This is a genomic window from Rhodococcoides kyotonense (assembly GCF_001645385.1).
Classification (GTDB): domain Bacteria; phylum Actinomycetota; class Actinomycetes; order Mycobacteriales; family Mycobacteriaceae; genus Rhodococcoides; species Rhodococcoides kyotonensis_B.
Genome location: NZ_LVHI01000016.1, coordinates 24,865 through 46,473, shown reverse-complemented (window position 1 = coordinate 46,473; position 21,609 = coordinate 24,865). Strand labels below are relative to the sequence as shown.

At 65.7% G+C, this 21,609-nt stretch carries 22 protein-coding genes; 11 read left to right on the top strand and 11 right to left on the bottom strand.

Features of this window, described 5'->3' with window-relative positions; genetic code table 11:
• Nucleotides 1-8: 8 nt before the first annotated feature.
• Both A3K89_RS13975 and A3K89_RS26120 read right to left on the bottom strand, forming a co-directional pair.
• Nucleotides 9-1,421 carry a sugar porter family MFS transporter gene (locus A3K89_RS13975; RefSeq protein ID WP_068427019.1) on the bottom strand — a complete coding sequence of 471 codons (1,413 nt, stop codon included), beginning with the start codon at nt 1,419-1,421 and terminating at the stop codon, nt 9-11.
• Between the two features lie 139 nt (nt 1,422-1,560).
• Entirely contained in the window at nt 1,561-2,217 is a 657-nt protein-coding gene (locus A3K89_RS26120; protein ID WP_084423799.1) for a hypothetical protein, read from the bottom strand.
• 76 nt (nt 2,218-2,293) lie between these two features.
• Between A3K89_RS26120 and A3K89_RS13965 the strand changes: the two genes are divergently transcribed.
• The 5 genes from A3K89_RS13965 (at nt 2,294) to A3K89_RS13945 (ending at nt 8,810) form a co-directional block, all read left to right on the top strand.
• Nucleotides 2,294-3,853, top strand: coding sequence for a carboxylesterase/lipase family protein (locus A3K89_RS13965; protein ID WP_068427017.1), 1,560 nt, complete (start codon nt 2,294-2,296; stop codon nt 3,851-3,853).
• A gap of 52 nt (nt 3,854-3,905) precedes the next feature.
• Complete coding sequence (locus tag A3K89_RS13960) at nt 3,906-5,426, top strand: ATP-dependent DNA ligase (protein ID WP_068427015.1); 1,521 nt, start codon at nt 3,906-3,908, stop codon at nt 5,424-5,426.
• Between the two features lie 109 nt (nt 5,427-5,535).
• Nucleotides 5,536-6,375: a nitrilase-related carbon-nitrogen hydrolase gene (locus tag A3K89_RS13955; RefSeq protein WP_068427013.1), complete on the top strand. Its 840-nt coding sequence runs from the start codon at nt 5,536-5,538 to the stop codon at nt 6,373-6,375.
• Complete coding sequence (hydA, locus tag A3K89_RS13950) at nt 6,372-7,790, top strand: dihydropyrimidinase (protein WP_068427011.1); 1,419 nt, start codon at nt 6,372-6,374, stop codon at nt 7,788-7,790. Before A3K89_RS13955 ends, hydA begins: the two co-directional genes overlap by 4 nt.
• A gap of 3 nt (nt 7,791-7,793) precedes the next feature.
• Complete coding sequence (locus A3K89_RS13945; RefSeq protein WP_068427009.1) at nt 7,794-8,810, top strand: TIGR03842 family LLM class F420-dependent oxidoreductase; 1,017 nt, start codon at nt 7,794-7,796, stop codon at nt 8,808-8,810.
• A gap of 70 nt (nt 8,811-8,880) precedes the next feature.
• Here the strand turns inward: A3K89_RS13945 and A3K89_RS13940 are convergent, their stop codons facing one another.
• Genes A3K89_RS13940 through A3K89_RS13930 form a run of 3 tightly spaced genes read right to left on the bottom strand, consistent with a single transcriptional unit; the run spans nt 8,881 to nt 11,324 of the window.
• The gene (locus A3K89_RS13940) at nt 8,881-10,257 is read right to left on the bottom strand and encodes an FAD-binding oxidoreductase (protein WP_068427007.1); all 1,377 of its coding nucleotides are present in this window, start codon (nt 10,255-10,257) and stop codon (nt 8,881-8,883) included.
• A gap of 34 nt (nt 10,258-10,291) precedes the next feature.
• A complete protein-coding gene (locus A3K89_RS13935; protein WP_068427004.1) occupies nt 10,292-10,813 on the bottom strand; it encodes a DUF3558 domain-containing protein in 522 nt (173 codons plus the stop codon).
• Nucleotides 10,803-11,324 (bottom strand): DUF3558 domain-containing protein, encoded by a 522-nt coding sequence (locus A3K89_RS13930; RefSeq protein WP_254303529.1) that lies wholly within the window; start codon nt 11,322-11,324, stop codon nt 10,803-10,805. Before A3K89_RS13930 ends, A3K89_RS13935 begins: the two co-directional genes overlap by 11 nt.
• A gap of 170 nt (nt 11,325-11,494) precedes the next feature.
• Here A3K89_RS13930 and A3K89_RS13925 point away from each other — a divergent pair, with 170 nt between their 5' ends.
• A complete protein-coding gene (locus A3K89_RS13925) occupies nt 11,495-11,806 on the top strand; it encodes a hypothetical protein (RefSeq protein WP_068427002.1) in 312 nt (103 codons plus the stop codon).
• Here A3K89_RS13925 and A3K89_RS13920 read toward each other — a convergent pair.
• Both A3K89_RS13920 and A3K89_RS13915 read right to left on the bottom strand, forming a co-directional pair.
• Complete coding sequence (locus A3K89_RS13920; RefSeq protein WP_068427000.1) at nt 11,803-12,432, bottom strand: Type 1 glutamine amidotransferase-like domain-containing protein; 630 nt, start codon at nt 12,430-12,432, stop codon at nt 11,803-11,805. The genes A3K89_RS13925 and A3K89_RS13920 overlap by 4 nt on opposite strands.
• Nucleotides 12,429-12,869: an HIT family protein gene (locus A3K89_RS13915; RefSeq protein WP_068427084.1), complete on the bottom strand. Its 441-nt coding sequence runs from the start codon at nt 12,867-12,869 to the stop codon at nt 12,429-12,431. Before A3K89_RS13915 ends, A3K89_RS13920 begins: the two co-directional genes overlap by 4 nt.
• 289 nt (nt 12,870-13,158) lie before the next feature.
• Here A3K89_RS13915 and A3K89_RS13910 point away from each other — a divergent pair, with 289 nt between their 5' ends.
• The 3 genes from A3K89_RS13910 to A3K89_RS13900 are packed head-to-tail and all read left to right on the top strand — an operon-like array spanning nt 13,159 to nt 16,015.
• A complete protein-coding gene (locus A3K89_RS13910) occupies nt 13,159-14,244 on the top strand; it encodes a Re/Si-specific NAD(P)(+) transhydrogenase subunit alpha (protein ID WP_174551426.1) in 1,086 nt (361 codons plus the stop codon).
• On the top strand, nt 14,244-14,573 hold the full coding sequence (locus A3K89_RS13905) for an NAD(P) transhydrogenase subunit alpha (RefSeq protein WP_068426996.1): 330 nt from the start codon (nt 14,244-14,246) through the stop codon (nt 14,571-14,573). Before A3K89_RS13910 ends, A3K89_RS13905 begins: the two co-directional genes overlap by 1 nt.
• Nucleotides 14,573-16,015, top strand: coding sequence for an NAD(P)(+) transhydrogenase (Re/Si-specific) subunit beta (locus A3K89_RS13900; RefSeq protein WP_068426994.1), 1,443 nt, complete (start codon nt 14,573-14,575; stop codon nt 16,013-16,015). Before A3K89_RS13905 ends, A3K89_RS13900 begins: the two co-directional genes overlap by 1 nt.
• A 63-nt stretch (nt 16,016-16,078) precedes the next feature.
• Here A3K89_RS13900 and A3K89_RS13895 read toward each other — a convergent pair whose 3' ends face one another.
• Both A3K89_RS13895 and A3K89_RS13890 read right to left on the bottom strand, forming a co-directional pair.
• Complete coding sequence (locus A3K89_RS13895; protein WP_068426992.1) at nt 16,079-16,780, bottom strand: hypothetical protein; 702 nt, start codon at nt 16,778-16,780, stop codon at nt 16,079-16,081.
• 86 nt (nt 16,781-16,866) lie between these two features.
• Nucleotides 16,867-18,057 (bottom strand): MFS transporter, encoded by a 1,191-nt coding sequence (locus A3K89_RS13890; RefSeq protein ID WP_068426990.1) that lies wholly within the window; start codon nt 18,055-18,057, stop codon nt 16,867-16,869.
• 296 nt (nt 18,058-18,353) lie between these two features.
• Between A3K89_RS13890 and A3K89_RS13885 the strand changes: the two genes are divergently transcribed.
• Nucleotides 18,354-18,728: a hypothetical protein gene (locus A3K89_RS13885; RefSeq protein WP_068426988.1), complete on the top strand. Its 375-nt coding sequence runs from the start codon at nt 18,354-18,356 to the stop codon at nt 18,726-18,728.
• Between the two features lie 80 nt (nt 18,729-18,808).
• A complete protein-coding gene (locus A3K89_RS13880) occupies nt 18,809-19,834 on the top strand; it encodes a phosphotransferase family protein (protein ID WP_068426987.1) in 1,026 nt (341 codons plus the stop codon).
• Here A3K89_RS13880 and A3K89_RS13875 read toward each other — a convergent pair.
• The gene (locus tag A3K89_RS13875; protein WP_068426985.1) at nt 19,831-20,295 is read right to left on the bottom strand and encodes an acyl-CoA thioesterase; all 465 of its coding nucleotides are present in this window, start codon (nt 20,293-20,295) and stop codon (nt 19,831-19,833) included. The genes A3K89_RS13880 and A3K89_RS13875 overlap by 4 nt on opposite strands.
• Nucleotides 20,296-20,355: 60 nt before the next feature.
• The gene (locus tag A3K89_RS13870) at nt 20,356-21,561 is read right to left on the bottom strand and encodes a benzoate/H(+) symporter BenE family transporter (RefSeq protein WP_068426983.1); all 1,206 of its coding nucleotides are present in this window, start codon (nt 21,559-21,561) and stop codon (nt 20,356-20,358) included.
• Nucleotides 21,562-21,609 lie beyond the last annotated feature (48 nt).

Here is a 21,609-nt window from a genome sequence, read left to right as displayed (position 1 = left end):
GCCGATCGCTAGGCTTGCATCTCCTCGAGCTCCATGCCCTTCGTCTCGGGGATCTTGGATTTCACGAAGAAGAACGACACCGCAGCCATCACCGCGAAGAAGCCGTAGATCACCCACAGGCCGACCGCCTGCGTCAGCGGCGGAAAGGCCAGCGTCACAGCGAAATTCGCGGTCCAGTTGGCCGCGGTACCGATGCCGAGGGCCACTGCGCGCATCCGGTTCGGGAACATCTCGCCGAGCAGAACCCACATGATCGGACCCCAGGTGGCGGCGAAGAAGATGACGAACAGATTCGCACCGACGAGCGCGATGGCTCCCCACGGGCTCGGGAGTGACACGTCGTCGCCGCTGCCGATCTGCTGCGAGAACGCGACGGCGGCCATGAGCAGACCGACGAACATTCCGGTGGATCCGGCGAGCAGCAGCTTGCGTCGACCGATGCGGTCGACGAACAGTATGGCGACGAACGTCATCGTCACGTTGATGATCGACGTGATCACGGAGGTCACGAACGACTGGTCCTCGGTGAACCCGACCGACTTCCACAGCGTCGTGGAGTAGTAGAAGATCGCGTTGATGCCGACGAACTGCTGCAGCACGGCCATGATGATGCCGACCCAGACGATCGGTTGGAGCCCGAACCGCGGACCGCGAATGTCCCTGATGGAGGACCGTTCTTCCTTGCGCAGCGTCAGCCGGATCTCGTGGACACGCTCGTCGGGATGCAGCTCACCGGTGATGTTGGCGAGAATCTCGGCGGCTTCCTTGTCGAGGTGCTTGCCGACGAGGAACCGGGGCGATTCGGGAATGGTGACGGCCAACAGGCCGTAGACCAGCGCGGGAACGACGCCGACGAGGAACATCCACCGCCACGCCTCCAGCCCCCACCACAGATCGTTCGACGCACCGTCCGCGGCGCCCTGAAGCAACGCGTCGGACAGAAGGGCCGCGAAGATACCGACGGTGATCGCGAGCTGCTGCAGCGAGGCGAGGCTGCCGCGCCATTTCGCCGGCGCGATCTCCGAGATGTACGCGGGAGCGATGACGGATGCGATGCCGATCCCGAGGCCACCGAGGATGCGCCACAGCATCAGGTCGGGGACGCTGAACGCAAGGCCGGATCCGAGCGACGAAATCGTGAACAGCGCCGATCCGAGGACCATCACCTTCTTGCGTCCCCACCGATCGGCGAGCGAGCCGGCGAACCATGCGCCGACGGCACATCCCACGAGTGCGATGGCGACGACGAAGCCTGTGGTGAACGATCCGAGCGAGAATCGTCCTTCGATGGCGTCGACAGCACCGTTGATGACCGAGCTGTCGAAGCCGAACAGGAAACCACCGACCGCTGCGGCCACACTCACGCCGATGACCTTGGCGTTGTGGTTGCCCGTGGCGGGTCGGGTCGGCTGCTCTGACATGGGGACGCACTCCTTCCCGGTCGGGAAGCTCAGCGCTCTCGGCCGCGACGAAACATGCGCGACGGATTCGGCGCGCCGACTGTCTTATGCCCGATGGTTTGCCGTGCGAAACACCGCTGTCAGGACGGAAACGGCGCGGTCATTCGAGTCGAAACGCCGAATCGGACACCGTGAAGCCGTGGCCCACCTGGTCTCGGCACGAGACCCCGGCCTTCTCGTCGACGCGGCACGACAGGCCGTTGGACTCGCCGCTGCCAGGGACGGCCAGAGTCTCGCCGTAGGCAAGTGCGCGTGCGGTGCCGTCGAACCGGTGGAAGCGCGGATCCCCCGAGCTGAGGAATCGTGCGGGTGAGCCCGCCGTGAGTTCGACGGTGTTCGGTGCGACGGTCGATCCCGGTGCGCCGCTACCCTCCACGCGCGGTGCCGTCGGCGGGAAGTCGCCATGACAGCCTGCGACCGACGTCTCGGTGACGACGATCGCGCACTCGAACTTTCCGCTGGGGCTGGTGAAGAAGTAGAAGCCGGGTTGCCCCTCGTATGCGGAGGCATCGGCGGTCGGCGGGGCTTTCGACGTGGTGGCCGGGGCGGTCGACGACGTGGTCGTGGTGGTCGGTGCCTGCGTCGTCGTGACCGGTGGTGGCGTCGACGGAGGCGTGGTTCGAATCACCGACGGTGGATTCGTGTCGACGGTGGCGAGCGGAGCCGTCGCGCTGCCGTCGACGCTGGAGCTGCATCCGGCGAGGACCAGCAGAAACAGGGCTGCGGTGGAACGACCGAGTGCCCGGCGTCGATACATCGTCACAGCTTAGACAAGTCGTCACGTCTCACGAAGTTGGTACGTTGGCGAGCGTCGGCCAGAAAGGGGAGGTGTCATGATCGAGGTCGAAACCACAGGTGAGGCGACGCGGTCGGTCGACACTGCGTACGGGGAGGCCATCGGGTATCGCGACGGCGACGTCTTCGCATGGAAAGGCATTCCGTACGCGGCCGCTCCCGAGGGACACTTGCGTTTTCGAGCACCACGCCCCCCGCAGCCGTGGACGGAACCACGCGAGTGCCGTTCGTTCGGTGCGATCGCACCCCAGAGCCGGAACGGTCCGGTTCCCATCGACCAGGCCATCCCGATGTCCGAGGACTGCCTGTCCTTGAACATCTGGGCCCCCGAGCCGGACGGCGCACCGCGACCGGTCATGGTGTGGATTCACGGCGGCGCGTACTCGATCGGGTCGTCGGCGCAGAGCGTGTACGACGGCAGAAATCTCGCCGAACTGGGCGATCTCGTCGTCGTCACGATCAACTATCGGCTCGGCGCGTTCGGATTCCTCGACCTGTCGTCGTTCACGACCAGGGACGCGGTGTTCGAGACCAATCTCGGACTGCGGGATCAGATCGCCGCGCTCGAATGGGTGCAGCAGTGCATCGCGGCGTTCGGCGGAGACCCGGAACGGGTCACGGTGTTCGGCGAATCGTCCGGCGGCGCGTCGATCACGACGCTGATGACGTCGCCGAAGGCGGACGGACTGTTCTCGCAGGCCATCGTGCAGAGTGCGCCCTCGACGTCGGTGTACGGCCCCGAACGCGCCGCTGTCGTCGCATCCCGGTTCCTCGAGCTGATCGACGTCACCCCGGATCGCATCGACGAGCTGTTGTCGATGGACTTCAGGAAGCTCGTCGCAGCGGGGGACACTCTTTGCTACGAGATTCCGACGCGGTCGCCCGGCACCCTGGGGCTCGCACCCGTCGTCGACGGCGATGTCGTTCCTCGCTATCCGGTGGCTGCCTTCCAGAAGGGCCACGCTCATCGAATTCCGTTGATCATCGGCACCAATCACGACGAAGCCTCGATCTTCCGGTTGATGAAGTCACCGTTGATGCCGGTCACGTCCGACACGGTCTCGGAGATGTTCCGTGCCATCGCCAACGACCATGCCGATCTCCCTGCGTTTCGCGTCGCCGAGATCATGTCCGCCTATCCCGACAGATCCAAACCTGCCGGGGCACTGGCGATGTCGCGAGATGCCGGGTTCCGCATGCCGAGCCTGTGGATCGCCGACGCGCACAGCCGCCACGCTCCGGTCTGGATGTACCGCTTCGATCATGCGACCCCGATGCTCAGAGCTGCGCGCATCGGGGCCGGACATGCCACCGAATTGCCGTACGTCTTCGGCAATTTCGGGACTCTCAATCGCGATCCGACGTTCTGGCTCGGTGGCCGGAAGTCGGCGACGGCGGTGTCGGCGCGAATCATGAAGCGGTGGGTCGCGTTCGCGCGTCACGGAGTACCCGCCACACTCGACGGAGCCAAGCACTGGGCGCCGTACACCGAACCCACGTGGTCGACGCTGGTGATCGACTCGCAGGACCAGCTCGTCGACGACCCGGACAGCGCCATGCGAGCCGCATGGGGCGACAAGGTTCTCGGCTTCAGCTGAGCTCCTCCGAAACTCGCGGTTAGCTGTCGGTGGTTCGGGTTACGTTCAGAGCGTGCTGTTCACACGAATCGTCGACACGTCCGTGGCAGTGGGTGCAACGCGGTCGCGCAAGGCGAAGACCGAGGCATTGCAGACGCTGCTGGCCGATCTCCGACCCGACGAGGTCGAGACCGTCGTCGCGTGGCTGTCCGGTGAGATGACGCAGGGCCGCATCGGTATCGGCTGGCGCACACTGTCGGACATCGAGGCCGATCCCGTCGAGCAGCCGGTGCTCACGATCGCCGAAGTCGACGACGCGATCGGTGCGGTGGCGTCGACCTCGGGTTCCGGTTCGACGAAACGACGCCGAGACCTGCTCGCAGAATTGTTCGGCCGGTCCACCCGGGGCGAGCGGGACTTCCTCGTCCGGTTGATGACGGGCGAACTACGCCAGGGCGCACTGGAAGGCGTCATGACCGACGCCATCGCGAAGGCTGCAGGGTTGCCGCTCGAACCCGTCCGACGCGCGTTCATGCTGTCCGGCCGTCTGTCGGTGACGGCAACCGCCGCGTTGTCGGGCGGCGAGCAGGCGCTCGCCGAGTTCGTCCTGACGGTCGGCAGACCGATTCGCCCGATGCTCGCGTCGCCCGCCGAAACGCTGGCGGGGGCGTGGACCGAGTTCGGCGGCGATGTGAGCGTCGAATACAAACTCGACGGCGCCCGAATCCAGGTGCACCGATCGGGTGACGAGGTGCACGTCTACACACGGACGCTGCGGGAGATCACGTCCGGCGTCCCGGAACTCGTCGAACTGATTCGTGAATTGCCCTGTACCAGTGTGGTTCTCGACGGAGAGACGCTGGCACTGACGGACAGCGGGCGACCGAGGCCGTTCCAGGAGACGATGAGCAGATTCGGGGCCGACAGCGCACACGACCTCCTGCTGCATCCGTACTTCTTCGACTGCATCCACCTCGATGGCGTCGACCTGCTCGACGAGCCCCTCGAACGCAGGCTCGACGCCCTGGACCGCGTCGCGCCGCAGCATCGGATACCGGCACTGCTTCGCCCCGACGCCGAGTCTGCCGCAGCGCATTTCGACGCAGCCCTCGACGCAGGACACGAGGGTGTCATGGTGAAGGCCTTGTCCTCGTCGTACGCGGCGGGCAGGCGCGGCAGAACCTGGCAGAAGGTCAAACCCGAGCACACGCTCGACCTCGTCGTCCTCGGTGCGGAGTGGGGGTACGGCAGGCGGACGGGCTGGCTGTCGAACCTTCACCTCGGTGCGCGGGACCCCGACGGTGGCCCGCCGATCATGGTCGGCAAGACGTTCAAGGGTCTCACCGACGCGTTGCTGCAGTGGCAGACCGACGAGTTTCCGAAGCACGAACGCAGCCGCGACGACCACACCGTGTACCTCGAACCCGACCTGATCGTCGAGATCGAGCTCGACGGTGTTCAGGTCAGCACGCGCTATCCCGGCGGCGTCGCGCTCAGGTTCGCGCGGGTGTTGCGCTACCGGCCCGACAAGACGCACGCCGAAGCCGACACGATCGAGGCCGTCAGGGCGCTGTTGCCGACGCAGAGCCGCTAGTTACAGAGCTGAAACCAACCGGGCCATGTTGTAACACGATTGCACCGACACGCATCCCGCCGAGTGTTTATGTTGAGGAGGCCAGCCAGCCGAGGATGGAGTGACGCATATGTCGACGGTTCGAGCGGCCTTGGTCCAGACCACCTGGACAGGCGACAAAGAAACGATGATCAAGGCGCACGAGGACTACGCCAGAAGCGCCGCCGAGCAAGGCGCGAAGGTCATCTGTTTCCAGGAATTGTTCTACGGCCCGTACTTCTGTCAGTTGCAGGATGCGTCGTTCTACGACTACGCCGAATCCGTACCCGGTCCCACCGTGGACAGGTTCGCCGCGCTGGCAGAAGAACTCGGCATCGTCATGATCCTGCCGGTGTACGAGCAGGAGATGCCCGGCGTTCTGTACAACACCGCTGCCGTCGTCGACGCCGACGGCCGATACCTCGGCAAGTATCGCAAGCACCACATTCCGCACGTGCGCGGCTTCTGGGAGAAGTTCTACTTCCGCCCGGGCAATGTCGGGTGGCCGGTCTTCGACACCGCGGTCGGTCGCGTCGGCGTCTACATCTGCTACGACCGGCATTTCCCCGAAGGATGGCGTGCTCTCGGCCTGGCAGGCGCGGAGATCGTGTTCAACCCGTCGGCGACGTCCCGTGGTCTGTCGAACTACCTGTGGAAGCTGGAGCAGCCTGCCTCCGCGGTCGCCAACGAGTATTACGTCGGTGCGATCAATCGCGTCGGCGTCGAAGCGGAATTCGGCGACGACGACTTCTACGGCACCAGCTATTTCGTCGACCCCGAGGGCGCGTTCGTCGGAGAGGTCGCGTCGGACACCGAGCCCGAACTCCTCGTCCGTGACCTCGACATGGATCTGATCAAGGTCGTGCGTGACCGCTGGGCTTTCTACCGCGATCGCAGACCCGACGCCTACAGGCCCCTGGTGGAGCCATGACGACCTTCGTCCACGGCGGCACCGTCGTGTCCCCGACGGGGTCGCAGCTACTCGACGTCCTGATCGACGGTGAGTCGATAGTGGCTGTGCTGCAACCCGGTTCGACCGCGTTGGGCGCCGATCTGACGCAGTCGGCCGACGTCGCCATCGACGCCTCGGGAAAGTACGTGCTTCCCGGAGGGGTCGACGGCCACACCCACATGGAGATGCCGTTCGGCGGGACGTTCGCGTCGGACACGTTCGAGACGGGAACGCGAGCCGCCGCGTGGGGAGGCACGACGACCATCGTCGACTTCGCGATTCAGACTCCGGGACAACGGGTTCAGGACACACTGGCGCAGTGGCACGACAAGGCTGCCGGATCGTGTGCCATCGACTACGGCTTCCATCAGATCGTCGGAGACGTCGACAGCGATTCACTGAAGGCCATGAGCGAACTCGTCGCCGAGGGTGTCACGAGCTTCAAACTGTTCATGGCGTACCCCGGTGTCTTCTACTCCGACGACGGCAAGATCCTGCGCGCGATGCAGGCCGCATCCGACACCGGTGCACTGCTGATGATGCACGCGGAGAACGGAATTGCGATCGACGTGCTGATCGAGCAGTCGGTGGCGCGGGGCGACACGGCGCCGTACTTCCACGGAACCAGCAGGCCGTGGCAGCTGGAGGAGGAAGCCACCCACCGCGCGATCATGCTGGCGAACGTGACCGGTGCGCCGCTCTACGTCGTGCACGTCTCGGCGAAGCAGGCGCTGGAACAGATTGCGCACGCACGAGGCAACGGACAGAACGTGTTCGGTGAAACGTGCCCTCAGTATCTGTACCTGTCACTCGAAGAGCAGTTGGGCGCACCAGGTTTCGACGGGGCGAAGTGGGTGTGCTCGACGCCACTGCGGTCTCGCGCCGAGGGGCATCAGGACGAACTGTGGCGCTATCTGCGCACCGGAGACGTCTCGACGGTCAGTACCGACCACTGCCCGTTCTGCATGAAGGACCAGAAGGAACTCGGTCTCGGCGACTTCTCGAAGATTCCCAACGGAATCGGATCCGTCGAGCACCGCATGGATCTGATGTACCAGGGCGTCGTGAGCGGAAAGATCGGTCTCGAGAAATGGGTCGAGGTGTGCTGTACGACGCCGGCGCGCATGTTCGGCATGTACCCGAAGAAGGGCATCGTCTCACCGGGCGCCGACGCCGACCTCGTGATCTACGACCCCGACGGGCACACGAGCATCGGACTCGGAAAGACCCATCACATGAACATGGACTACTCGGCCTACGAGGGGTTCGAGATCGACGGGCACGTCGACACCGTCATCTCGCGGGGCAGGGTGATCGTCGACAACGGCGACTACCTCGGCCGCCCAGGGCATGGGCGGTTCGTCAAGCGGTCACTGGCACAGAATCTGTTGTGAGACATGGACATCGGGGTTGTTCTGCAATGCACGCCACCGGCGACGAGCGTCATCGACCTCGCGCGTCGCGCCGAGACGCACGGCTTCTCGCATGTGTGGACGTTCGACTCGCATCTGCTGTGGCAGGAGCCGTACGTCATCCACAGTCGGATCCTCGCCGAAACTCGTCACGTGATGGTCGGTCCCATGGTCACCAACCCCGCCACCCGCGACTGGACCGTCACAGCGTCGACGTTCGCGACGCTCAACGAGATGTTCGGCAACCGGACGATCTGCGGAATCGGCCGCGGTGACTCGGCCGTCCGAACCCTCGGGGAGAAGCCGACGACGCTCGCGACCTTGCGCGAGGCGGTCCATGTGATTCGAGAGCTGGCCAACGGACGATCCGTCTCCCTGGGGGACACGACGGTCCAGTTCCCGTGGGCGCAGGGTTCGACGCTCGATATCTGGGTGGCCGCGTACGGCCCGAAAGCGCTCGCCCTGACCGGGGAGATCGCCGACGGCTACATACTGCAGCTCGCGGACCCGGACATCGCGTCGTGGATGATCGGTCGCGTACGTGCCGCCGCCGAGTCGGCCGGGCGGGACCCGTCGGCGATCTCGTTCTGCGTCGCCGCACCCGCGTACGTGACCGACGGCAGCGCCGACGCCCTGACCCATGCCCGCGACCAGGTTCGGTGGTTCGGCGGCATGGTCGGCAATCATGTCGCCGACATCGTCGCGCGGTACGGACACCACGGCGGTGTGCCCGACGCACTCACCGACTACATCGACGCGCGCACCGGCTACGACTACAGCGAGCACGGCAGGGCAGGGAACACGCATGCGGAGTTCGTGCCCGATTCGGTGATCGACCGGTTCTGTGTGCTCGGCAGTCCGGCCGATCATCTCGCGAGGCTGAAGGAGCTGAGCACGCTCGGCGTCGAACAGTTCGCCGTTTATCTGCAGCACGACGCCAAGGCCGCGACGCTGGAGGCCTACGGGGAGGCAGTAATACCCCTCGTGCGTGCGAATGTATAGCGGGCAGGAGCAGAGCCCGCGGAGCGACCAGAGGGCTCTATACATTCGCGCGCACGTGCGACGAAGTCGCCTATAAGACCGCCCCAGGATTCAGGATGCCGTCCGGATCGAGGGCTGTCTTGATGCGCTGCGTCAGCTGCATGACGTCGTCACCCACCTGATCGGGAAGCCACGCTTTCTTCAGCCGACCGACGCCGTGTTCGCCGGTGATCGTGCCGCCCAGCGAAATGGCCAGATCCATGATGGCGCCGAACGCGACGTTCGCTCGACGCTCCATGTCGGAATCGGACGGGTCGAACACGATGAGCGGGTGCGTGTTTCCGTCACCCGCGTGCGCGATGACGGCGACCAGAACGTCGTACTTCTCGGAGATTCGTTCGATCCCCTCGACGAGATCCGGCAGCGCGGGTAACGGAACGCCGACGTCCTCGAGCAGTAGGCTGCCGAGTCGTTCGACGGCCGGGATAGCGAAACGTCGTGCAGCAGCGAATGCTTCGCCTTCCTCGGGGTCGTCGGTGGTGAAGACGTCCGCTGCGCCAGCCGCAGTGCACGCGTCGGCCATGATCTCGATTTCCCGCGCACGGTCGGCGCCGGGGGAGTCCGACCGTGCGATCAACATCGCCTGCGCGTCACGGTCGAGGCCCATGTTCATCGCGTCCTCGACGGCGCCGATCGACGCGCGGTCCATGAACTCGAGCATCGCCGGACGCAGTGATCGAGTGATCGCGAGGATGGCCGTCGTCGCATCCCGCACCGACGAGAACGAGGCGACGACGGTGCTCGCCGGTGGCTGCGCCGGAATGAGCCGCACCGTGACCTCGGTGATGATGCCGAGCGTGCCCTCGCTGCCGATGAACAGTTTCGTGAGTGACAGTCCCGCAACGTCTTTCAGTCGCGGGCCGCCGAGTCCGACCGCGGTCCCGTCGGCCAGCACCACTTCGAGCCCGAGCACGTAATCGGTCGTCACGCCGTACTTGACGCAGCACAGGCCGCCCGCGTTGGTGGCCGCGTTGCCGCCGATCGAACACATCTCGAACGACGACGGATCGGGCGGATACCAGAGCCCGTGTTCGGCAGCGGCCTTCTTGACCTCCGCGTTCAGCAGACCGGGCTGCACGACGGCGACGCGTGTCACCGGGTCGACGCTGATGTCGCGCATGAGTTCGGTCGTCAGCACGATACCGCCGTCGACAGCCGTTGCGCCACCGGACAATCCGGATCCGGCACCTCGCGGTACGACGGGAATGCGGTGCGCGCTCGCCCATTTCATGACGCTCTGCACGTCCGAGGTGGAACGCGCACGCACCACGGCGAGCGGTGTTCCCGCATCCGGATCCTTGGCCCAGTCCTGGCGGTAGCGTTCCGTCACGTCCGGGTCGACGAGGACGGCCCCGTCCGTCAGCAGGTCCTGCAGCTCGATGAGGGCCGCGTCGAAAGAGTTGCTCATGTGAAGAAACACTATGGGCCGACGCGGCGTCGCGTCACTGGTTTCGCTGCAACGTCAGTTCGGCGAGCCGAGTGGCGGCCGCGCACGGGTCGCCCGCGCCGCTGCGGTACTGCACCCACCAGGTGATCGTTCCCGAGTACGCGGCGGTGATGCCACACGACGCCGCATCGCCGGGTCGCCTGGACAGGAACGCGGTGGCACCGGCCACCGACACGTCTTCGACGGCGTATCCGATCTCCTGCGACAGAGTCCTCTCGCGTCCGAGCGAATTGGTCTCGAACCACGCGAACGTCACGTCGACTGCTCCCGCGGGCCCGGATCCGTCCCACATGCAGACCGCCCCGAAGAAGTACTGGTAGACCCCGTCCGCCTGTACGGTCTCGGCGATCTTGTCGTCCGGGACGGCGGTGCATTCCTGGAGAAGCTTCGCGAAGTCGGCATCGGCGTCGCCTGCATACCCCTCCGCCGTCGGCGTTCCGGTGACGGTCGTGCTGCAGCCGGCGAGCAGTGCGACGGCCGACACCGCCGCTGCGAGTGCACGTCTCCTACTTCGCATTGGCGACCACCGCTCGCGCCAGGTCGCCGACGATGTCGCAGATCTCGCGCGTCGGCGTCGCGTACACGTAGTTCACGGACCAGTGGATGAACCCGTCGCCGGACTCCACGCCGACCTCGCACGAGTAGTCGTCGGCTCGCGCGCTGAATCCGGGATGTCCCTCGATGTCGAAGGCGCGTATCTCGCGTCCGATCCGTCCCGCCACGGTCCGTTCGCGAGCGATGGGACTGCCCCGATACCACGTGAACATCGCGTACGCCCCGCTGTCGGAGGCCTCGAAGCGGCAGCGAATTCCGTTCTTGGACACCGCGGCGAGGCCGGGCACCCCGGTGATGTCGACGACCTGCTCGTCGGTCACGGAACCGCATTCGCCGACGAAGAGTTCCTCGCTGACGGGCGCGGGTGCCCGAGTTGTCGTGGCCGTCGGGGAGGGGTCGTCGGCCGAGTGTCCGCATCCGGCTGCGGCCAGCGCCAGGACGCTCAGGCCGATGCGAATTCCAGGCTTCCCCACGAGCAGTGACCCTACCGAGTCGAGAATGAATTCGCCCGGTTCCCACAGTGCGGAGCAAGTCCCAATAGTCACACCCGTCACTTCTGTTACCCGATCGATGCGTGCGCGACACGGAATCGTGCGGCTGCGGGGTCTAGCGTCCCAGCCAGTGGACTTGAAGGAGGTCCAACATGATGAATCCACACAGCACGTCGTGGGATTACGTGGCCGCGATGTTCTCGTACGAATTCCAAGGCGGCGGAATCGATTACGACACCCTCGAAACGCTGCACCGCGGTGACGTCCATGAGTGGGTCGAGGCGTTGGAACATTCGGGGTTGTTCGACGGACCCACGATCGCCGACGCGAAAGCTCGATGGAAGCATCGCCCTCGGCTCCTGCTCGACATCCTGCTGCTCGACGCGGACGAGATGACCAGGAAGCGCTGCGACATGGCGTGGTCCTCGCTCGACCGCCTCGCGCCGTTCGCGCAGTCGGGCTAGATCCGTTCCTGCCGGTCGCCGTCGACCACCAGCACCTGGTCGTCGTCGAGGGTGACGAACGGAGTTCCGTCGCGGCGGTAGCGCTCCACCATCGTCGCACCGGAATTCGTGTCGTCGAGAATCGATCCGTAGTGCGGGATCAGGGACGTCTCGACGAAGCCGAGGCCGTCCCAGATCACGTCGCCGCCGGTAGTCGGGTGCACGTCGGCGGGATCGTCGGCAGTCTCGATGCCCCGCAACGACGTCGACGCGACGCACGCGCCCGCGCTGTAACCGCCGTAGACGAGCCGGCCGTCACGGACGCGTCGTGCAATGTCGTTCTCGGTGCCCGACAGGGCGAGGCGAGAGCGCAGCACGAAGGTGTTGCCGCCACGGACCCATACGACACCGACCGAATCGAGCATGGCGGCAATGGCTTTCGTGCTTCCGCGTAGGTCCAGCTCCTCGGGCTCGAATCCGAGTTCGCGCAGGCTGCGAAATTCGCTCGTCACCGCCGACGCGCGGGCCGCGTCCGGCCAGCTGTCGCACGCGTTCGCGATCACCGCGATGCGTCCTGGTGTGCCCGTCATGTCGACGAACGTGTCCGGGTGCGCGCCGAATCGGTACGACGCCAGAAACAACTTCACGCGTCGTTCTCTTCGCTGAGACGTCGAAGACCCGTCCGAATCGCGTCCGCGGTCTCCTCCGGCCGACGCGAACGCCGTGTCACGAATCCTGTCGCGAACCGGAGTTTGTCTCCCGTCCACCGTGGGACGACGTGCAGATGCGTGTGAAACACGGTCTGAAACGCGGCCTTGCCGTCGTTGACGACGAGGTTCGCGCCGTCGGCACGAAGGTCGGATCTGCGCATCGCGCGAGAAAGCTGTTGCCCGGCCGCGAACACGGACGCGCCCAGCGACGGCTCCAGGTCGTCGAGGTCGGACGCATGTGTCTTCGGCACCACCAACACGTGGCCGCGCGCGATCGGGCGGATGTCCAGAAAGGCGAGCACCGAGTCGGTCTCCAGAACTCGCGTTGCGGGGGCGTCACCCGACACGATGCAGCAGAACACGCAGTTGTCCACGGCCAACACTGTAGGTGCACACCCTGGCTTATGATGTCGATCACACAACCCCGTCGAGCTGCACGTCACGCCGTTTCGGATTCGATTCAGACCGCTAAATGCTGTGGCGTGGGTTACCTGAGGGCCGCCTACTCTGGCTATCATCAGTCTCCTCGTGCCTTGACGCTGGGCGCCGCCTGTTCGCCGCACGGTTACCCCCGTTCGCCGAACCGCAGGCACCATTCACTTTTTTACGGAAGTCGGAGAATTGGATACATCGCACAGCACAGAGAACGGGACGAGCGGCCATGTGACGACGCGCGTCGGCGTCGTCCGCGAGTCGGGTGACGGCGAGCGTCGTGTGGCGCTGGTTCCGAAGGTCGTGTCCTCGCTGGTGAACAAGGGTGTACACGTCGTCGTCGAGTCGGGCGCTGGTGTACAGGCCCTGATTCCGGACGAGTTGTATGCCGCGGCGGGCGCGGAGATCGGTGATGCGTGGTCGGCGGATGTCGTGGTCAAGGTCGCGCCTCCCACCGATGCGGAGATCGCGAAGCTCTCGTCGGGTTCGACGTTGATCGGTTTCCTCGCGCCGCGTAACGCGGACAACAAGATCGGCGCGTTGGGCGCTGCGGGTGTGCAGGCGTTCGCCGTCGAGGCCATTCCGCGTATTTCGCGTGCCCAGGTGATGGACGCGTTGTCGTCGCAGGCCAATGTCGCCGGCTACAAGGCCGTGTTGCTGGCTGCGTCGGAGTCCACGCGCTTCTTCCCGATGCTGACGACCGCCGCGGGCACGGTGAAGCCGGCGACGGTGTTGGTGCTCGGTGTCGGTGTCGCGGGTCTGCAGGCGTTGGCGACGGCGAAGCGTCTCGGCGCGCGCCCGACCGGCTACGACGTGCGTCCCGAGGTGGCCGATCAGGTGCGTTCGGTGGGTGCGCAGTGGCTCGATCTGGGTATCGACGCCGCTGGTGAGGGCGGGTACGCCCGTGAACTCACCGAGGACGAGCGGGCTCAGCAGCAGCAGGCGCTCGAAGAGGCGATCAAGGGCTTCGACGTCGTCATCACGACCGCGTTGGTGCCGGGACGTCCCGCGCCGCGCCTGGTGACGGCCGCGGCGGTCGAGGGCATGAAGCCCGGCAGCGTCGTCGTCGACCTGGCCGGGGAGACCGGCGGCAACTGCGAGTTGACCGAGCCGGGACAGACCGTCGTCAAGCACGACGTGACCATCGCGTCGCCGCTGAACTTGCCGGCGAGCATGCCCGAGCACGCCAGCGAGCTGTACTCGAAGAACGTTTCCGCGCTGCTCGAGCTGCTGTTGGACGAGAACGGTGCGGTCGCGCCCGACTTCTCCGACGAGGTGCTTGCGCAGTCCTGCGTCACAAGGAAGGACGACGCCTGATGTACACCGCTCTTCTCGCGAACATCGCGATTCTCGTATTGGCCGGCTTCGTCGGCTTCGCTGTCATCTCGAAGGTTCCGAACACGCTGCACACCCCGCTGATGTCGGGCACCAACGCCATTCACGGCATCGTCGTGCTGGGTGCGTTGATCGTGCTCGGCCGTCTTCCCGAGGACGCGTCGTGGAGTGTGCGGATCATCGCGTTCGTCGCGCTGATCTTCGGCACGCTCAACGTCGTCGGCGGCTTCCTGGTCACCGACCGCATGCTCGGAATGTTCAAGTCCAAGAAAGCACCTGCTGCTGTCGGTGAGAAGGGTGCTGATTCCTGATGAACAACCTGGTCAACATTCTCTACATCATCGCGTTCGCGCTGTTCATCTACGGTCTGATGGGTCTGACGGGCCCGAAGACGGCGGTCCGCGGTAACTGGATCGCCGCAACCGGTATGGGCATTGCCGTCGTCGCGACCCTGATCGAGGTGCGCGACGCGGCCGCGATCAACTGGATTCTCATCGCCGGTGGCCTGCTGATCGGTGTCATCCTGGGTGTTCCGCCGGCCAAGCGCACGAAGATGACGGCGATGCCGCAGCTGGTGGCCCTGTTCAACGGCGTCGGCGGCGGCACGGTCGCGTTGATCGCGTGGGCGGAGTTCATCGAGACCGACGGCTTCTCGGCGTTCCATCACGGCGAGGAGCCGACGGTGCACATCGTCGTCGGATCGCTGTTCGCCGCGGTGATCGGTTCGGTGTCGTTCTGGGGCTCGCTGGTGGCGTTCGCGAAGCTGCAGGAGTTGCTGAACAAGAACGTCGAGAAGGCGTTCGTGAAGAACGCGCGCACCTTCCAGCTGGCCAACATCGTGTTGCTGCTGGTCGCAGTCGCGATCTCGATCTACATCGGAATCAACGCGACCCCCGGTGAGGGGACGGCGTGGTGGACGATCGTCGCAGTGCTGATCGCAGCCGGTCTGATGGGTCTGTTCGTGGTGTTCCCGATCGGCGGCGCTGACATGCCCGTCGTCATCTCCCTGCTCAACGCGTTGACCGGTCTGTCTGCAGCAGCTGCGGGTCTGGCTTTGAACAACACGGCGATGATCGTCGCGGGCATGATCGTCGGCGCGTCGGGCTCGATCCTGACCAACCTGATGGCGACGGCGATGAACCGGTCCATTCCGGCGATCGTGTTCGGCTCGTTCGGCGGCGGCAGCGACGCGGCTGCCGGTGGCCCGGGCGATGCCGGTGGCACCGTCAAGTCCACCTCGGCGGCGGACGCGGCGATCCAGATGGCGTACGCCTCGCAGGTCATCGTCGTGCCCGGATACGGGTTGGCAGTCGCGCAGGCTCAGCACGCGGTCAAGGACATGGCGTCGATCCTCGAAAGCAAGGGTGTCGAGGTCAAGTACGCCATCCACCCGGTCGCCGGTCGTATGCCCGGGCACATGAACGTGCTGCTCGCCGAGGCCGACGTCGAGTACGACGCGATGAAGGAAATGGACGACATCAACGGCGAATTCAACCGCACCGACGTCACCATCGTCATCGGCGCCAACGACGTCACCAACCCCGCGGCGCGTAACGACCCGTCCAGCCCGATTCACGGCATGCCGATTCTCAACGTCGACGAATCCCGGTCGGTCATCGTGCTCAAGCGTTCGATGAGCTCCGGATACGCCGGCATCGACAACCCGCTGTTCACCGCGGACCGCACCTCGATGCTGTTCGGCGACGCCAAGAAGTCCGTCAACTCGGTCATCGAGGAGTTGAAGGCGCTGTAATGCAGCTGCGCTGCCCGTGCGCGGAAAGTTGGCCCAGGGTGCAATTATCCGCGCACGGGCGCGTCAGCGCATGCGACGGAACGCCAACGCTGCTGTGTCGAACGGATTCTGCTTCTCCCGTTCGGCGGCGACGGGGGAGTACACCATGACCCCCGACGAGACGGCCCACCAGGCGAGCACGACGAGCAGAGTCGTCACGACGCCGATCACCGATACCGCGCCCCCGACGACCGCTGCCGCGCACACCGTCGCGACGCCGACGCCACCGAGTCCCCACACCATGGGCAGGAATCTCGGCGAGGCCACGAGCGTCGTCGCACAGACGAGCGCAACCGCTGCGGTGGCATATCCGTTCGGCAAAGCCGATCCGGGTACCCATCCGACGGCCCAAGCGCGCACGCCCGCCGTCGTCAGAGACGCTCCGATCACCAGAGTGATGACGGCACCGATCCCGTAGGGGAGCCCCCGAATCAGCGCGACAACGGTCAGCACGGCAACGGCCACGAGAACGGGTGTGATCCCGAACGCCGTCAACACCGAGCCCGACGGGCCGGCCAGGCTGGGTACGACTGCCCGCGAGTGGGGATAGTCGACGCCTGCCAGCGGCAGAATCCCCAGTAACACGACCAGTCCTACGGTCGCAGCCCCGACCGCGATCGCTCTGGCCAGGATTCGACGCCGTCGCGCGATCGCGTCGACGTCGTCGAAGTAGAGTTCGTTCTCCTCCAGTTCGACGAGTTCCATGCTGTCCGTGTCTGCGCTCATGCCCCGACTGACCCCCTTCTCTTCACGCGTCAGCTACCCGAGGATGCACCACGAATCTGAATGCGTCATGTGAGCCGGCCGTGAGGCTACTGGGGAACGGGCGCGCGCTGGGGTCGTACGGTCCCCGCCGAGGCAGCTGCGATCACGGTGAGTAGCAGCGGCACCAGCATCGCCGTGGTGAGCGGGATCGCATGGGACAGCCATCCGATGATCGCGGGGCCGGCGAGCAGTCCGACGTATCCCATGCCGACGACGCGGGACATGTTGGTCGCCGACGGGCCCGATCCCAGGTTTCCCGCACTGGTGAAGATCTGCGGGATGCTGCCGGACAGGCCCAACCCGAACGCTGCCCATCCCGCGAGGGTCAGGGGCAGCCAGCCGGACGTGAAGACCAGGAGCATGCCGACGGCTGCGATCAGGTTGCCGTATCGAACGACCGCGACGGGCCCGAACCGTGCGCTGACGCGATCGGCGCAGAACCGGCCGACCGTCATCATCGCGGCGAAGAAGCCGAACGCCAGGGCCGCGGTGCCGTCCGCGGTGTTCAGATGTTCCTTGACCTGCAGCGTGCTCCAGTCGTTGGCGACGCCCTCCGCCAGCATCAACGAGAACGCAAGTGCCCCGAGAGTGAGCACACGAGGCGAGAACTTCGTGCCCCGCTTGCTCGACGACGCGTCGTCCTGGGTCGGCATGTGTTCGGTCGGCGTCAACAGGAAGCGGCTGCAGACCGCGATCGCGGCGATGCCCAGTACCGTGGCGACTCCCATGGACGCGTCGATACGTACCGATGCGGCGAGCATGGCCGCTCCGACGAGCGATCCCACGACGCCACCGACCGAGAACAGCGCATGGAACGCGGACATGATCGGGCGCCCGTACAGCCGCTCGACGTCGACGGCCTGTGAGTTCATCGACACGTCCAGCGCACCGTTGAACATGCCGAACACGAACAGCGAGATCGCGAGCGCCACCGCACTCTGAGACAGTGCGGGTCCCATGACTGCGCACGACAGCGCGGTACCGGTGGCGATCACGAGGCGGTTGCTGCCGAACCGGTCTGCGAGTGGCCCCGCAGTCTGCATGCCGACGATGGCGCCGGCGCCGAGAACGAGCAGCAACGAGCCGAGCGTGGCATGAGAAATGCCGACTCGATCCTCGACGCTGGGGATGTGAACCACCCAGATAGCGAACACGAAACCGTTGACGGCGAAGACGCCGAAAATGGCTGCCCTGGCCCGTCGTAGACGCGCAGCCTGGTCGGTCACCTCGTTCACCATGGGGTCCCACGCTACCTGCGGGGACGTCGTGAGACCGCAGGCGCCGGGTGCGACGCCCGCGCGTGACAAATCATTCGTAACTGGAAAGTCACTGGACTGGTTGCCAAACTGTGACGCTTATCACATCGTCCGGTTCGATCTGGTGGAGCTACCAGGGAGAGCGTAGCTTCAGGGCATCGCTAGAAAGTGAGTGATCGTTACAGCGAGATTCGTAACGATCCGAACACGGTCTCGGACATGTTGAAACCTCTTGCTGACCGGACCTGGCACACAGCGCCGCCGATCGAAGGAGAGCCATGACTCTTGCAGACGCTCGCCCGACTGTCACCGCCGACGCGACCGAGCCCGAACCGTCGTTGACTCAGGGGCAGCTCGACATGATGCGAGCTTTCTTCTGCTACGAGTTCGAGGTCGCGCGTCTCGAGCGCAGTTCGCTCCCCGAAGCAACGCCCGACGCCGTCGGGGAATGGATCGAAGCGCTGGAAATGAGCGGCTTCTTCGTGTCGTCGGAAATTCGTGCGATGGCTCAGGCCTGGCTGGCCGAGCCGGAGTCGCTGGTGGCGCTGCTGGTCGGCGACTTCGACGAGGTCGCTGCGCGTCGTGACACCGCTCTTGCCGACGATGCCGCGCCGGACGTAGCCGCGTCGCCGTCGTACCTGCGCGCCAGCTGATCGCACGCGAACTTCGCCCCACCCGTCACTCGAATGGATACCATCCACTCCGGTTGCGAAGACGAGGGTAAGGGGTTCGAATGGCGTCGGCGGGTGTGGACGAGTCCGCGGTATCGAAGTGGATCGGATCGTTGGGCATCGGAGCGGTGTCCCCGCTGACGTTCCAGCGAATCGGTAACGGTCAATCCAATCTGACATACGCGGTCACCGATGTGAGCGGCTCGCGGTGGGTGCTGCGCAGGCCTCCGCTCGGCACACTGCTGGCGTCGGCGCACGACGTCGTGCGTGAGCATCGCATTCTGTCCGCGTTGCAGAACACGTCGGTTCCGGTTCCCAAGATGTTGGCGCTGTCCGAGGACCCGGCCGTCTCGGATGCGCCGCTCGTTCTGATGGCGCACGTCGACGGTGTCGTGATCGACTCACCTGCCGTCGCAGAGACACTCCACGACACCGTTCGACGCTCGATCGGTCTCGGCATGGTCGGTGCGCTCGCCGAGATCCACCGGGTCGACCTGGAAAGTGTCGGACTTCTCGATCTCGCGAGCCACAAGCCGTACGCGCAGCGTCAGTTGAAGCGGTGGACGACGCAGTGGGAGCACACGAGATCTCGCGAGGTGCCCGCGATCGATTCGCTCGCTCAGCGCTTGGCCGCGAATGTTCCTGAACAGCAGGAGCTTTCGTTGGTGCACGGCGACTTCCACATGAACAACGTGATCACGTCGCGCACGGATGGGTCGATCGTGGCCGTCGTCGACTGGGAGCTGTGCACCCTCGGTGACCCGCTGGCCGACCTCGGCGGGCTGCTCGCGTACTGGCCAGAGGCCGGCGACGACGTCGCAGGCCCGTTCATGGCATCGACACTGCCCGGATTCCCGACGCGTGCCGAGTTGGTCGCCGAGTACGCGCGCGTCACCGGCCGCGACGTCTCGGCCGTGGACTACTGGCAGGTGCTCGCGCTGTGGAAGTTGTCGATCATCGCCGAAGGAGTCATGCGTCGCGCCGAGGCGGATGCCCGCAACCGAGCCCAGGCAGGTGCACCGACGACGACGTTGGTCGACGACATCCTGACTCGCGCCACGGCGACCGCCGACGCGATCGGTCTCTAGCGCGGTACCACGAGAGTGCGTGCAGCAGCTTCTATTTCGGTCGGGATCGGAACGGGCGTGCGCGTGACCGCGTCGACGTAGACGTGCACGAATCGGCCGGTCGCGGCCAGCTGTAGCTCGTCGCCGTCGGTGTCGCGGAACAGCGCAAGCGAGTACACGATGCTGCGGGTGCCGAGTTTCTCGACCGACAGTCCGACCTGCAGTCGATCCGGGAACGACAGCTCGCGGTGATACTTGCACGACGTCTCGGCGACGACGCCGATCGCCGGGAGTTCACGAATGTCGACGCCGGTCGTGGACATCAGCCAGCCGTTGACCGCGGTGTCGAAGAACGCGTAGTAGGTGACGTTGTTGACGTGTCCGTAGTGGTCGTTGTCGTCCCATCGCGTCGCGACGGGCCACAGGGCCGGGTAGTCGGCAGCGGGATTCGGTTCGGCTCGCTGCTCGGCGGAAGCGGTCATGAGTCGAGTCTAATTCGGGTCATTCCTGCAGGCTCCACTCCCGGCAATAATGTGCCGGGGTCACGGTCGCGCAGAGGCGGACGGCATCAGTACCCACCGCACCACGAGTCCGGCGACGAGTGCCCAGAACGCGGACCCGATACCCAGCACCGTGACGCCCGATGCGGCGATGAGGAAGGTCAGGATGGCCGCCTCCCGTCCCGCCTCGTTCTTCAACGCGCCCGCGAGCGAGGCCCCGAGGGTGCCCAGCAGCGCGAGGCCGGCGACCGTCTCGACGACGCCGGCAGGTGCGACGGCAACGAGTGTCGCGAGCGCAGCCGAGCACAGCGCGAGCAACAGGTAGAACCACCCGGCCGACGATGCGGCGATCCACCGGCGTTTCGGGTCGGGATCCGCCTGCGGCGCTGCTGCGAGTGCGGCGCTGATGGCCGCGAGGTTGATGGCGTGGCCTCCGAACGGAGCTCCGACGACCGTGCCCAGTCCGGTGACGCCCATCGCGGGTCGCCACGGCACGTCGTAGCCGAAGGACTTCATCACCGCCATGCCGGGAATGTTCTGGGACGCCATGGTGACGACGTAGAGCGGTAGTGCGATTCCGATGATCGCCTGCCACGTCCACTGCGGTGTCGTGAGGTCGACACGCGGGACGAGGTCGGACGGACCGGGAACACGATCTTCGGCGACGACGTCGACTGCGATGACGATCGCGGCGGCCACGAATGCCGCCGGCACGGCCCAGCGCTTCGAGAAGCGTTGTAGCACAAGCCAGACGAGTACGACAGGGGCGATGATCGCCGGTGACGCCGCGAACGCGGTGACCGGTTTCAAGCAGAGGGGGAGCAGGACACCCGCGAGCATCGCCTGTGCGATCGACGTCGGGATCGAGGTGATCAAGGCGCCGAGTCGCGGCCACAGGCCGGTCGTCACCACGAGTGCGCCGACCACCACGAAGGCGCCGACCGCAGCGGGCCAGCCGCCGGTGACGGTTCCGGTGCCGGCGAGCAGCGCCGCCCCCGGCGTCGACCAGGCGAGCGTGATGGGCTGTCGATATCGCCGGGAGAGATACAACATGCCGAGCGCCTGCGTCACACAGATCGCGAGAAGTCCCGACGCGGCGTCCTCGGGCGACGCGCCGACTGCACGCAGACCCGTCAGTACGACGGCGAACGAACTCGTGAACCCGACCAGTGCGGCCACGACACCGGCCAGCACCGGTTGCAGTGGTCCGGAGCGTTCCTGTTCGACTGTATTTTCGTGTTCGGACACGGATGTCCATGATGCCCTGAGACTTGCCGCGGCGGGTGGCCTGCTCCG

Coding starts and splice junctions, on each gene's coding strand:
- A3K89_RS13965 (WP_068427017.1), top strand. CDS start 2,294: ATGATCGAGGTCGAAACCACAGGTGAGGCGACGCGGTCGGTCGACACT.
- A3K89_RS13945 (WP_068427009.1), top strand. CDS start 7,794: ATGGACATCGGGGTTGTTCTGCAATGCACGCCACCGGCGACGAGCGTC.
- A3K89_RS13905 (WP_068426996.1), top strand. CDS start 14,244: ATGTACACCGCTCTTCTCGCGAACATCGCGATTCTCGTATTGGCCGGC.
- A3K89_RS13925 (WP_068427002.1), top strand. CDS start 11,495: ATGATGAATCCACACAGCACGTCGTGGGATTACGTGGCCGCGATGTTC.
- hydA (WP_068427011.1), top strand. CDS start 6,372: ATGACGACCTTCGTCCACGGCGGCACCGTCGTGTCCCCGACGGGGTCG.
- A3K89_RS13940 (WP_068427007.1), bottom strand. CDS start 10,257: ATGAGCAACTCTTTCGACGCGGCCCTCATCGAGCTGCAGGACCTGCTG.
- A3K89_RS13875 (WP_068426985.1), bottom strand. CDS start 20,295: ATGACCGCTTCCGCCGAGCAGCGAGCCGAACCGAATCCCGCTGCCGAC.
- A3K89_RS13885 (WP_068426988.1), top strand. CDS start 18,354: ATGACTCTTGCAGACGCTCGCCCGACTGTCACCGCCGACGCGACCGAG.
- A3K89_RS13935 (WP_068427004.1), bottom strand. CDS start 10,813: ATGCGAAGTAGGAGACGTGCACTCGCAGCGGCGGTGTCGGCCGTCGCA.
- A3K89_RS13975 (WP_068427019.1), bottom strand. CDS start 1,421: ATGTCAGAGCAGCCGACCCGACCCGCCACGGGCAACCACAACGCCAAG.
- A3K89_RS13895 (WP_068426992.1), bottom strand. CDS start 16,780: ATGAGCGCAGACACGGACAGCATGGAACTCGTCGAACTGGAGGAGAAC.
- A3K89_RS13955 (WP_068427013.1), top strand. CDS start 5,536: ATGTCGACGGTTCGAGCGGCCTTGGTCCAGACCACCTGGACAGGCGAC.
- A3K89_RS26120 (WP_084423799.1), bottom strand. CDS start 2,217: ATGTATCGACGCCGGGCACTCGGTCGTTCCACCGCAGCCCTGTTTCTG.
- A3K89_RS13890 (WP_068426990.1), bottom strand. CDS start 18,057: ATGGTGAACGAGGTGACCGACCAGGCTGCGCGTCTACGACGGGCCAGG.
- A3K89_RS13880 (WP_068426987.1), top strand. CDS start 18,809: ATGGCGTCGGCGGGTGTGGACGAGTCCGCGGTATCGAAGTGGATCGGA.
- A3K89_RS13900 (WP_068426994.1), top strand. CDS start 14,573: ATGAACAACCTGGTCAACATTCTCTACATCATCGCGTTCGCGCTGTTC.